Annotated in this window: 9 protein-coding genes; 1 reads left to right on the top strand and 8 read right to left on the bottom strand. The window is 39.1% G+C overall.

Features of this window, described 5'->3' with window-relative positions; all coding sequences use genetic code 11:
• Positions 1–199: 199 nt before the first annotated feature.
• The 3 genes from thrB to mecA form a co-directional block, all read right to left on the bottom strand.
• Positions 200–1069 (bottom strand): homoserine kinase, encoded by an 870-nt coding sequence (thrB, locus tag ACT17O_RS04060; RefSeq protein WP_444817792.1) that lies wholly within the window; start codon positions 1067–1069, stop codon positions 200–202.
• Position 1070: 1 nt separating this feature from the next.
• Positions 1071–2357: a homoserine dehydrogenase gene (locus ACT17O_RS04055; protein ID WP_084921780.1), complete on the bottom strand. Its 1287-nt coding sequence runs from the start codon at positions 2355–2357 to the stop codon at positions 1071–1073.
• Between the two features lie 147 nt (positions 2358–2504).
• Complete coding sequence (mecA, locus tag ACT17O_RS04050; RefSeq protein ID WP_084921779.1) at positions 2505–3245, bottom strand: adaptor protein MecA; 741 nt, start codon at positions 3243–3245, stop codon at positions 2505–2507.
• 122 nt (positions 3246–3367) lie between these two features.
• Between mecA and ACT17O_RS04045 the strand changes: the two genes are divergently transcribed.
• A complete protein-coding gene (locus tag ACT17O_RS04045; protein WP_444817791.1) occupies positions 3368–4846 on the top strand; it encodes an oligosaccharide flippase family protein in 1479 nt (492 codons plus the stop codon).
• A gap of 45 nt (positions 4847–4891) precedes the next feature.
• Here ACT17O_RS04045 and ACT17O_RS04040 read toward each other — a convergent pair whose 3' ends face one another.
• From ACT17O_RS04040 to ACT17O_RS04020, 5 genes are all read right to left on the bottom strand, one after another.
• Positions 4892–7405: an MBL fold metallo-hydrolase gene (locus tag ACT17O_RS04040; RefSeq protein WP_444817790.1), complete on the bottom strand. Its 2514-nt coding sequence runs from the start codon at positions 7403–7405 to the stop codon at positions 4892–4894.
• A 188-nt stretch (positions 7406–7593) separates the two neighbouring features.
• A complete protein-coding gene (locus tag ACT17O_RS04035; protein WP_444817789.1) occupies positions 7594–8304 on the bottom strand; it encodes a LicD family protein in 711 nt (236 codons plus the stop codon).
• 3 nt (positions 8305–8307) lie between these two features.
• Positions 8308–10461 carry a LicD family protein gene (locus ACT17O_RS04030; RefSeq protein ID WP_444817788.1) on the bottom strand — a complete coding sequence of 718 codons (2154 nt, stop codon included), beginning with the start codon at positions 10459–10461 and terminating at the stop codon, positions 8308–8310.
• Between the two features lie 8 nt (positions 10462–10469).
• Positions 10470–11438, bottom strand: coding sequence for a glycosyltransferase family 2 protein (locus ACT17O_RS04025; protein ID WP_444817787.1), 969 nt, complete (start codon positions 11436–11438; stop codon positions 10470–10472).
• A complete protein-coding gene (locus ACT17O_RS04020; protein ID WP_061586867.1) occupies positions 11435–12271 on the bottom strand; it encodes a LicD family protein in 837 nt (278 codons plus the stop codon). The genes ACT17O_RS04025 and ACT17O_RS04020 overlap by 4 nt, the downstream gene beginning before the upstream one ends.
• Positions 12272–12338: the final 67 nt, after the last annotated feature.

Below are 12338 nucleotides of genomic sequence, written 5' to 3'. Positions count from 1 at the left end.
TCAGCTTACATCTGCAACCTCAAAACAGTATTTTGAGCTAACTTCGTCAGTTCTATCCACAACCTCAAAACCATGTTTTGAGCAACCTGCGGCTGGCTTCCTAGTTTGCTCTTTGATTTTCATTGAGTATAAACTTCTTTTCAAAAAAAGGATAGGAAGCTCTCTGGTCGAGAGTTTCCCCATCCTATCCTCTATTTCTTTACTTTGTTTCGACACGGACACCTTGGGTATCAACTTTCAAATCATGAAGTTTGCCTTTGAAAGACTGCTTTTGCAATTCTGCCTTAATCGCTGGCATCTTGTCATGAGAAGCCAAGACCATCACTGTCGGTCCGGCACCAGAGAGATAGGTTGCATAGGCACCATTCTCTTTAGCTACTTGCTTAATCGTCGCAAATTCTCTCACTAGGTCCTGACGATAGCGCTCGTGGAAGAGGTCCCCCTCGATTGCTTGACCAGCTGTCACCATATCTCCTGCTAACAAGGCTGCAACGGCTACATTGGCGATAGAACTAGCTGCAACAGCTTCCTTGTAGGATAATTTCTTTGGCAAGACACCACGGCTTTCTCGGGTACGCAATTCATAGTTGGGAATATAAGCTAGAAAATCACACTCTGGAAAGTCAGCCACAATCGCTGAAACATTTCCTTCAACAGAACTTGCAATAACGAGATTGCCGTAAATTGCTGGAGCTACATTGTCAGGATGTCCTTCAATCTTGGTAGCCAACTGCAATTTGTCGTGGTTAGATAAGTTGAGATTGCCCAGTTGGTTAGCCAGTTCAATTCCAGCAACGATAACAGAGCTAGAAGAACCCAAACCACGCGCCAAGGGAACATCACTGGTCATTTTCAAGCGTCTCGGTTGCAAGTCAGGCGCAATTTGCAAGGCAATCTTAAGCAAAAGATTACGCTCGTCATGTGGAATCCATTTGCCAATCTGGTGTTCAATCAACCACTCTTCCCGTTCTTCACAGACCTCAATTTGAAGATACTTGGTTACAGCTACACCGACCGAATCAAAACCTGGCCCAATATTGGCACTGGTTGCAGGTACAATAATCTTCATCCTATTCTCCTAACACCTTGAAGGTATTCAAGAGGTCAAATTCTGAAGCTTTGGCCAACTCAGTTGAAACATTCTCAAGTTGTGCTTTATTAATCTTATGAGTGATAATCACTACACGCGCCTTGTCACCCTCTTTGCCATCTTGGAGGATTTGCTTGAAGGAAATATCTTGAGCATTAAAGATTTCAGCAAGTTTCAAAACCTGACCTTTTGAGTCTGGTGCCAAGATTGAGAAATAGTAGTTTGCTTTGACATCTTCTGGATTAGCCAAGACCAATTCACGGCTATATTCGTTGAAGTCTTTACCAATAGTACCATCATTCAAGCGACGAACGATACGGACAATATCTGCTACAACACTTGTTGCAGTTGGTTTTTGACCCGCACCTGGTCCGTAATACATAGACTCACCGATACCGATAGATTCTACAAAAACAGCGTTCATTACCCCATTCACACAGGCAAGTGGATGTGCTTTAGGTAGGAAGGTTGGAGTCACTTCTGCAGCAATACCTGAAGGAGTTTCCTCGATAGAACCAACCAATTTCACTACATAGCCCAAGTCTTGGGCTACAGCTACGTCTTCTGGTGTGATGTTACGGATTCCCTTGTGGGCTACATCGTCAAAAGCAACCTTCATCCCAAAAGCAAACTGGCTCAAAATCACCATCTTGTAGGCTGCATCAATCCCATCAACGTCATTTGTAGGGTCGCTTTCTGCAAATCCAAGTCTTTGAGCTTCAGCCAGAGCATCATCGTAAGACCAGCCTTCTTCCACCATCTTGGTCATCATGAAGTTGGAAGTTCCATTAACAACGCCAAGAACGCGCATAATTTTGTCAGAAGCCAACGAATTTGCCAGAGTACGAAGAATTGGAATCCCACCAGCAACAGCTGCTTCGTAGTAAAGTGCTACATTATGCTCTTTAGCGATTTCTAACAATTCTGCACCATGAACAGCCAAAAGGTCCTTGTTAGCAGTAACAACGTGTTTCCCAGCTTCTAAGGCACGAGTGATAAAGGTCTTAGCTGGTTCGATACGCCCCATCAATTCCACTACGATAGTAATGTCCTTGTCTGACAAAACATCATCTACATTGGTCACAAAATTAAAGTCATTTCCTGCTGCAAGCAAGCGGTTCTTTTCATCTTCATCCTTGACCAATACCTTGGCCACTTCAATCTCTGAATGAGCTGACTGAACGATTTTTTCTCCATTTTCCTTTAGGAGGAAAGGCACGCCACTTGCAACGGTACCAAATCCAAGTAAAGCAATTTTAACTGTCATGTTTGTCTCCTAGAAATTTTCTGATATAGCCATTATAACAGAATTTTATGAAAATTCCTATTATAGTAAATCACTATTTCAGTCTAGTAAAGAAAAAACGAATCCCATGATTCGTCTTTCTTGATAAATGAAAATTGATTTTAAAAATTATGAACGAATCTTTTGCAGACCGAGAACTGCGTCATGGTTAATCAAGATTTGCCCATACTCTTGCAAGACTGAACGACTGATGTCACTTTCGTCTGCAAACTCACGCATACGAGCTAAGAGCCAGGCTGGATATGGACTAGGATGATTTTCTACATCGACTAAGATTGTCAAATAGTAGTGTCCATTCATCTTATAGAGTTCAGATGTTTCCATCTGGTAGTTAACCGTCTTTGCAAAAGCAACTAAGTCAGCAAGGCTTGCAAAGCGCAGGATATAGTAGATATAAGGTTCTTTCTTACTCTCAGTCTCCTTGTCTGCCTGCTCTTGCTCTTCTTCCTTTGCTTCGACCTGCTCTAGAGATTGGATGGCCTCAATATCGTCCTTGGTCTTATCTGCAATGCTCTTTTCCAAGGTTTTGAGAAATTCATCCGGCGACATTTGGGCTAATTCTTCCATGTCTGGTAGATCCGCCAAATCTTCAAAATCCAGATTTTGGTCAATCTTGGATTTGGTCACAAAGACGTCCACCTTATCAGGTTTTGGCGTCACGCGGAAACTCAGCATGCCACTATCCAAGAAATTGTCTGGCATCTCTAACTCATCTAAAATAGCATAGAAAAACTCTTCTGTTTTTTCCTGAGGAACGAGAAAGTCTGCAATCTCCATTCCCCGATCCATCAAATCATCTAAAGTCATCGTGATTTTCAGTGTTGTATCACTAATTTGTTTCATCTTCATATCTAGTAACCTCATACTTTCAGTCTATCTATTATACTAGATTTTTACGATTTTATCAAAAGAATGAAGCGAGAATGTGATATAATACTAGATATGATTTTAGATTTAAGAAAGAAAGTTCAATGAAAAATATAAAAGTAAATGCCTTGGCCAGCTTGCTGGTCAATATTCTCAATATCGTTTTTCCACTGATAACCAATCCTTATCTGACGCGGATTCTCAGCAAATCCAATTACGGTTATTTCAATACAGCCAATACCTGGGCAAGTTTCGTTATTCCACTAGCTGCCTTTGGAATATACAACTACGGGATTCGAGCTATCAGTAAGGTCAAGGATGACAAGAATAAAATCAACTACGTCTTTTCTAAGTTGTTTTATATCTCGGTTTTCACTTCTCTCCTGACGACAGGTATCTACTTCCTCATTATCTTCTTTGACACCAGCATTGAGAATCTGAAAGTCCTCTACTACATCCTAGGGGCCCAAGCACTCTTCCAATTTCTCAATATCGAATGGATGAACGAGGCTTATGAAAATTATGCCTTCATCCTCTACAAGACATTGATTATTCGGATTGCCATGCTGGTTGCTATCTTTACCTTTGTTAAAACTGCAGATGATATCGTTCCTTATGCCATCGTCATGAGTGCAACCACTATCTTCAACTACCTGCTCAGTTTTCTTTGGATTAAGAGAGAAGTTTCCTTTGTTAAGATCGGTCTTGTTGAATTAGTCAAAGCATCTAAACCGCTCTTGACCATGCTACTCTTAGCGAACGCTAACATGCTCTATACCTTGCTTGATAGAATGTTTATCACCAAGGGACCAGATGAAAACTACATTTCTTATTACACCATTGCTTCTAGCATCGTTATGTTGATTGCTAGTGTCTTGAGTGGAGCTATCAACGTTAGCATTCCACGACTCGGCTACTACCTCGGTAAGAAAGACTACGATTCTTATAAAAATCTTCTGAATCAAGGAGCTGCTCTCTTCTACTTCCTCATCGTTCCAACCAGTATTGGGATTATGGTATTAGGGAACTACGCGGCAGTTATCTACTCTTCTGAAAAATACCTCGAAGCTGGAATCGTGACTAGTGTCTTTGCATTTCGTACCATCATCTGGGCTATCGAATTGATTCTTGGTAAACAAATTATCTTTATCAATGACCACGAAAATCGCTTAACAGCCTTCTACTTCCTTGGTGGCGGAGCCAATATTCTCTTCAACTGCCTCTTGTATTTCAATAATATTTTCGCACCAGAGTACTATATCGCTACGACCATTCTTGCGGAGACTATCGTCGTTCTCCTGGAAATACGCTTTATCCAGAAACACCAACTGATTGATTTGAAAGAAATCTTTGCTACTCTGACACGTTACACTATTGTATCCCTTGGATTCATCCCTATCTATTTTGCGTTTAAATTTCTTTTCCAAATCAACTCTTATACGGTCAACTTCAATATGGTTCTCATGGTTCTGTCTACCGTAGCAACTTGTGGTATCTATTACCTCTTGACCCTCTTTATCACCAAAGACAAAACACTCCACTATGCACTGAACCTTGTACTTGCTAAATTAAAACGAAATTAAAAAATCCCCTACTGATAAATTAGTTGCCAGTAGGGGATTTCTTCTTTATTCTTTTTCTTTCTTTTCAGAAGCGTTGGCTTCTAGATTTGAATCTTGTTTAGGTTGTTCAACAATAGAGGAATCAGCTTCTTGTTTCTGTTCTGGCTTGACTGCCTCGCTATCTACAGCAGCAACAGCCTGTTTCCAGATACCTTCTTCGTTTACTTTGTAACCATCAGGTGTTGTTGCGTTCTTCAACAAAGAACCATCAGCTTGGAAATAGTACCAATTACCATCAAGCTGTTTCCAACCTGTTTGCATAGCTCCTGATTCATCAAAGTAATAATGTTCACCATTTACTTTATGAAGGCCAACCAACATGATTCCATCTTCAGGATTTAGATAATACCAGACGCCTTTGTCTTTTATCCAACCAGTTTTCATGGCTCCATTTGATTCAAAGTAACGGTAATGATTATCAAACCATTTCCAGCCAGTTTGCATGGCTCCAGATTTGCTAAAGTAATATTGCTTACCATCTACTTGATGGAGGCCGACTAACATAATGCCTTCTTTACCTTCAAGATAATACCAGACATCACCATCTTTCAACCAACCAGTTTGGAGTGCGCCAGACGTAGCGTAATAATGCCAAGAATCATTTGACCTCTGCCATCCAACTTGCATAGTACCTGCAGAGCTGAAGAAGTAGTACTTTCCATTAATTTCTTGCGATCCGACTGCCATGATACCAGTTTCTGGATCCAGGTAATACCAAGATTCGCCCAATTTTAACCAACCCGTCTTCATGGTACCAGAGCTAGTATAATACTGCCAACCCTTATCCTGCCATTGCCAACCAGTTTGCATGGCACCACTTGCCTTGAAATAGTAACGAGAGCCATTGATTTCTTGATTTCCAGTTAGCATATTGCCGTCTTTATCAAGATAGAACCAAGTTTCTTTGTCCTTAACCCAGCCAGTTTGCATGGCGCCAGAGTTCGCAAAATAGTTCCAGTGGCCATCTACCAACACCCAGCCAGTTTGCATAATACCTTCTTTGTCAAAGTAATAAGTTGTACCCTTGATGTCTTTTTTACCAACAGTTAGAATACTATCCTCATCATAATAGTACCAATTTGAGGCAATCTTTTGCCAAGATGATGCTTTTCTTTCCGACTGTAGGGCACCACTACTAGCAAAGAATAGTTTCTTACCATTATAAACCTGAGGACCTGTCAGCATCTTACCTTCTTTGTCAAATAGATATTTCTGACCATCAATTTCAACTAACTGACTGTAACTTCTTGCTCCACTTGATGTGATGTAATACCAAGTACCATCTTGATTAAACCAACCAGTATCTTGCATTTGTCCATTGTTGTTCAAATAATACCAGTTACCATCAGTTTTTTCGCGAGAGTCGTTCAAATGAAGCCATTTACCTGCCTGCATTTGTCCTTGACCATTAAAGAAATAGTAAAATCCATCAATTCGTTGCCAACCGATAGCCATCTGATTATCTGATAAACGATATTTCCAGTAACCATCTTCTTTATACCAAACCTTTCTTGCCGAAGGAATATCAGGAAAATCATTTGATATGTTGGCGAATCCACGTTGACTGATGTCAAACACAGTTGCATCTTTCGTTTGGCTATAAGCGTGAACAACTTCGATACCATGTTTCTTAAGATAGTCTCTTGTTGTAGCAAGATTAGCATCTGCTGCAGATGTATGAACTACCATACTAGGAGATAGAGAGTCTAAGAAAGGAATCGTATTTGAAATTTGAGCATCATAGTGATGGTTCCATTTCATCATATCGACTTTTCCAATCTCCGGACCTAATTTATCCTCTGCCCCCTCAGCATTATCTAAGTCACCACCGAGATAGATCTTTTTCCCTTCTACAGTTACTACTGCCACAAGAGAATTGGAATTGTCATCATAGACTCTCTTGAGTTTGCCGTTACTGTCATATTCGTTTTTATAGTTATAAAGCTGAATATCCATGTCCCCTAGAGTGAAGTGACTTTCCTTCTCAGTGATGTCTTGCACAAGAGTTACACCTCGCTCTAGAGCTGTCTTAACAGCATTGTCATAATTGAAAAGATTGTCCCACAATCGCCATTTTGATGTGATGCGCTCATCTGAGTATCTCTTCAAATAAAATCTATCTACAAGATAACGTTTAAGAACTTCATCCGCAGAACCAATGTGATCGCTATGAACATGAGTTCCTAGAATAAAGTCAAGCTTCTTAATACCGAGCTGTTGCATATGTCTGAACAGTCTGTCTTCTAATACATACTCATTGTTTATACTAATTCCTACACGACTTGGATAACGCGGATTACTGCCATCTGGAAAATCATAGTCTTCACCCATGTCAATCAAGGCATAATGACCATTACTCTCAAGAATGATGGCATCACTTCCTGATACTCCTTTAGTATTGATAAAATGGATTCGGTTGCTTGAAGTATCTGCCTGAACTGCTGGTGTAAATAGTCCAGATACGAGCAACAAGAATAGGGAAGTAAATACAAGTGTTTCTTTTATCTGTTTCTTTTTCATCTAAACCACTTCTTTCTTTGATAGCGGAAACTAGGATGGAAGATTCATCCTGGTAGTAACTTTTCTAGCTTCTTTCCGTCAATATAAGACAAAAAGAGGGAACGAGAAGTCTGATTGTCACACTAGAATAGGGACTAGAGTTAACAAGGAAGAACTTCACCATCCCCTCTTTTCTTGTATTTCTAAGTTTACTTTTTCAAAAGTACTTTAGCCAATTTAGCATCTCTTTGTTTGTAAATTGGATTTTCTTTCCAGTTGTAATGGGTGTTAGGGATTTCAAAATTCTCCCCATACAAGTGACTGATGTATTCTCTTGTATTTTCTGGAACTTTTACTAGAATCTCTTTAAAACTGCATTCACTTAGTGCTGCGAACGGCAATTCATAGTGGTAGACTTCATATCTTGTAGGATTTCCCAAGGCGTTTGTCATGTAGAAAATAGTATCTGAGGAAATGCTCCCCTCTTTTTTATCATAGACAATAAAATCAACATTGAGGCCCTTGTAACTATAGGATAATTCTACAAGTTTATCATTGTAATAGAACTCTTTTGTTCTGACAAAGCCTTTCTCAAAAAGAACTTTCTCATCCTTTAAAAAGGCTTCGTAGTCTGGGATAATAATCCCAAAGTCCATATCTAAATCATGCTGAATCAAATCATTTTCTCTGTAGAAACCAAGTAAAGTTCCAAAATCTAACCAGATATCATAGGATTTCAGATTCGATTGATAGATGGCCTTTAGAATATCTTCAAAATTTTCTTTGAGCAGATTACTTCTCTTGGAATCCAAATCGATATTTGCTTTTTGATTTAAACTTTTGATAATAGGTAGGTTTTTAACCAGGTCTTTCTTATCTCCTAAGAGACTGGCTAAACTTCTTTTTAACCATTGTAACACGTTCTATCCCTCCTTTATGTATGCAAGGAAGTCATCGTGCTTCACTCGTTTTTCTATAGGAGGAATTTCCATAAAATCATCCCCGTAGATGGCAGAAAGGATTTGCTGATAGGCCTCAGGAATTTTGTAAACTCTATCTTCAAATGGACTGTCAATCGTTGTATCCAAGAAGGACTTGTCAAACTTCGTAGAAACTCTTTTGTTCTCCATGAGGTAGTCAATGAAGTCTCCATCTTTTTCTTGCATAGATAGGATGTTCATCTTTTGGTTCCAAGTTTTGACACGAGTCAGACGAAATACAAGGACAAGTAGATATCGGACGATATTCTTGAATTTCGCATTCTTATTATGGATGCCATAAAGGGTATAGACTGATAAACGACGGTAAGTATCCAGTTTTACCATGTCTTTGTTAACATCAGCATAATAATCAAATGGGAAAACGTCCACACAAATTCCTAAATCAATATCATTGTCGATATAGTTGTTATCATAGACTGTTCGCGCATCATAGACTCGATAAAATGGGTAAGGGTAGCGAGCGTCATTTTCCCAGGAAACCACTTTGTAGACAGGGTCATTATCTTGCAAAATAGCTTGATACAATTTGTCGTATTCATCGCGTTTCAAAGAGATATCAATATCGTCATCCCAAGGAATGTAACCCTTGTGTCTCACTGCTCCCAGCAAGGTTCCATAAGCCAGTGAATAGTTGATATTCTCTTTTTGACAGAGATTGTGGATATAATCCATGACACCTAGTTCAACTTCTTTGATTTCTGCTTCGTCTAGCTTTCTGTAGCCATCTCTTTTTTTATAGAGAACAGAAAAATAGTAACCTGAAATCACAAACAAGATACAACCCTGTAGAGAAATTCCATAGAAGGTTGAACTCAAGAACAAGTTAGAAATGAGAACAACAACAGTCATCAACAGAATGGTGATTAATTCATGATTGTGGCGACCTTCTTGAAGGTCTTTTTTATATTTCTTAAGACTTGAAATGATGAAGGAAAGCATAAAGATAGCCATAGGGATAAAACCTGTGATACCATCATAGAATAACAACTCAAGGTAGCCGTTGTGAGTAAGATAATGTTGTTTGATGATATAGGCTGAAGCATCATATTCTTTACCTAACTCATACCAGTTTCCTCCTGAATATCCAAACAGAGGACGTCTAGGGATAAAGGAAGCTGTTGACTGCCAAATGGCAAAACGGTTATTGGAGATATTCTCTTCACTGGTGTCAGTTCTCTCAAGAGAAAGATTGTTGTCTCCATTTTGTCCGTTTTCTCGGTTCTTTTGGATTTGAGCTGAGTGAGCTTTTAAGTAAATGTCACTACTATATTTGATACCATTATAGCCAACAAATACCAATCCTACTATTACTAGAACAGTAAGAAGTGACTTGCTTTTTTTAGTCCAGTTAGCCGTCATCAAAGCATATAAGAGGGCAACTACTAGCAAACAGATGTAGGTTGTTCTGGAACCAGACAGTACAATGTAAGCAAAATTAAGCAGAATCGATGAAATAGCCAGAGTTTTAAGTACTGGTTTGTAGATTGACAAGCGCATCCACAAGTAAATAACCACCATCAGAGAAATAATAGAGAGATAGTTGGGACTGGCTAGAATACCAAATAGACGAGACTCTACAAATCCTTGGCGGATCAATAACCCCTTGTAATCAAATACGCGGTAACCCTGCAACATGAAGAATTGCCAAATTGATACAAGTACACCTATAGTATTTGCAACAGTGATAACTGAGAAGAAGACATCAAAGAGGGCACGTGCTTTTTTCACAGTAAAAGATTGAAAGACTGGATAGATTGCAAAGAAATAGATGAAAAAGACAACTAAGTTCTTTATGTTTGTTGAAAATCCATATTTTACAACTAAGACCGCAGTCAGGATATTCATTAGAAAAAAGAGAATCAAATACTCAATTTTTCTGACAGTCAGATAGGCTTTTTTGATAAAGAAATTATAAAATCCCAACAAAACACCCATGAGGGTCATGCATAGAGTGACAAATTTATTGGCTGAGATTGATTGCAGTGGAACAATCAAGCCTGCCATACAGTAAAAAGATATAACTGATAAAAACAGCAGATTGATTTTAAAATAGTATTTTTCAATAAATGAAATCATTGTTTCTCCTAACGCTTAGTTTGTGCAAGCAAGATTTTCGTATACAATTTTCGACTCAGGCACAAAGCTAAAAAGCTCATTTTTCTTGCTCTTGTAAAACGACTATCTGAAAGAATGTTCTTTGTGTTTTTCTTTAGATAGGCAATTAAACGGTCTTCTAAGACCTTATCCTTGAAATCTGCATCAACCAAGAGCCTATCCAATACATAGAAGTAAGCCCAGTTTAAACGCATGGTTGCAACATCTGCTAGTTCAGGGTAATTCTCTCTGATAATATTTGCGTTTTGCTCATAAGCCTCAATAACGTTTAAGAATTTCAAGGAGAATTTTTGAGTCGTGATACTATTTTCACGGTGAACATAGTAGTATTTTTTTTCATTTGTTGCAACAACCTTGCGACATTGATGAATCAAGGCGATCATAATAAAGGCATCCTCTGCTATTTTGCCAATTTCAAATCGTAGTTGTTCAAAGAGTTCTTTTTTATAAAGTTTGTTGACAGCTGTGACCGAGAGAATCTTAGCTTCCATGACCATTTTAATGGCCTCTTGGGGAGTTAATTCCCAAGTCTGAATCGTTGCAACCTGCTTTTCCGGAATTTGGTGATAAACATCATAATGTCCACACATAGAAAGATCAGCATTGGATTCTAGCATTTGGCGGTAAAGAGTCTCATACATATCTTCGTCAATGTAGTCATCACTATCGATAAAACCGATCAAATCAGAACTTGCATCTTCAATCCCTCTATTTCGAGCATCAGACAAGCCACCGTTTTCCTTGTGAATGACACGAATCCGTTGATCTCTTTGAGCTAATTGATCACACAGTTCTCCACTATTATCCGTCGAACCATCATTGACAAGAAGAATTTCCAAGTTGGTATAGGTCTGTTTTAAAATGGATTCTACACACTTTTCCAAATAGGCTTCTACATTATAGACTGGAACGATAACGCTTATTTTTTCTCCCATCATGCTCCATATTCTCCCTTGTACTCTGTATAACTCTTGTCCATGTCTGCTATAATAGCATCATGATGCGGTACTTGCTTGTCCGCTGGTGGCGGTGTCATATAATCGCCAAAAGCAGTGCTGAGATAGGCATCATAACCGACTGGGATGGGCATCTCAGTTCCTTCAAATGGCAAAAAGAGATTGTCTTCAAAGGATGCGATTGGGTACTTGTTTCGCATGTAGCCGGGACCTGAGCATAATTCCGTAATTCCATCGCTTTCAGCCAGACCATACTTGGTCATTTCTTTTTCAGCTTTTTTCCAAATGCGATAACGTAAAGATTTTGGAGTCAGGCCGAGTAAGATGCGACTTCCCCATTTCATGATGGCACCATGCTTTTCTGGGATAGTTTGGGCGCAAAAGAGTGAATAAATCAAGGCCCAACGAACTTGTTTCTTACGCTCAGCTGGATTTTTAGGATAATAATCCAATGGTAAAACATCCAAGGCCAAACCGTGTGGCAAATCCAAATCCTTCTGATAAGGCTTGATACAAGTGGTTCCCTTGTCACGAATGGTAATAAAAAGGTTACGGTCTACAAAATCTTTATTACTCTTTGACAAGAAATAACGCTCATCTGCATAACGAGGCCACAGTTCTGCTAATTTTTCATAGTCCTTACGTGGCATGAAAAAGTCTAGATCATCATCCCAAGGAATGAAACCTTTGTTACGTAGGGCACCAATGGCTCCTCCACCACAGAGATAGCACAACAAATCATGTTCTTTACAAAATGCGACGAAATATTCAGCCATTTCCAGACTACGAGCCTGAATCGCTTTCAAATCACTCATGTCTCTCCTCTTCTGTACAATAACGAGTTATATCGTTTTATTATACCATAAAAAAGCCCTAAAAATC

Source organism: Streptococcus sp. HJ1 (assembly GCF_052399005.1).
In the GTDB taxonomy this organism is placed as follows: Bacteria; Bacillota; Bacilli; order Lactobacillales; family Streptococcaceae; genus Streptococcus.
This window is presented reverse-complemented; position numbering and strand designations above follow the sequence as displayed.

Coding starts and splice junctions, on each gene's coding strand:
- ACT17O_RS04020 (WP_061586867.1), bottom strand. CDS start 12,271: ATGAGTGATTTGAAAGCGATTCAGGCTCGTAGTCTGGAAATGGCTGAA.
- thrB (WP_444817792.1), bottom strand. CDS start 1,069: ATGAAGATTATTGTACCTGCAACCAGTGCCAATATTGGGCCAGGTTTT.
- ACT17O_RS04055 (WP_084921780.1), bottom strand. CDS start 2,357: ATGACAGTTAAAATTGCTTTACTTGGATTTGGTACCGTTGCAAGTGGC.
- ACT17O_RS04040 (WP_444817790.1), bottom strand. CDS start 7,405: ATGAAAAAGAAACAGATAAAAGAAACACTTGTATTTACTTCCCTATTC.
- ACT17O_RS04030 (WP_444817788.1), bottom strand. CDS start 10,461: ATGATTTCATTTATTGAAAAATACTATTTTAAAATCAATCTGCTGTTT.
- mecA (WP_084921779.1), bottom strand. CDS start 3,245: ATGAAGATGAAACAAATTAGTGATACAACACTGAAAATCACGATGACT.
- ACT17O_RS04045 (WP_444817791.1), top strand. CDS start 3,368: ATGAAAAATATAAAAGTAAATGCCTTGGCCAGCTTGCTGGTCAATATT.
- ACT17O_RS04025 (WP_444817787.1), bottom strand. CDS start 11,438: ATGATGGGAGAAAAAATAAGCGTTATCGTTCCAGTCTATAATGTAGAA.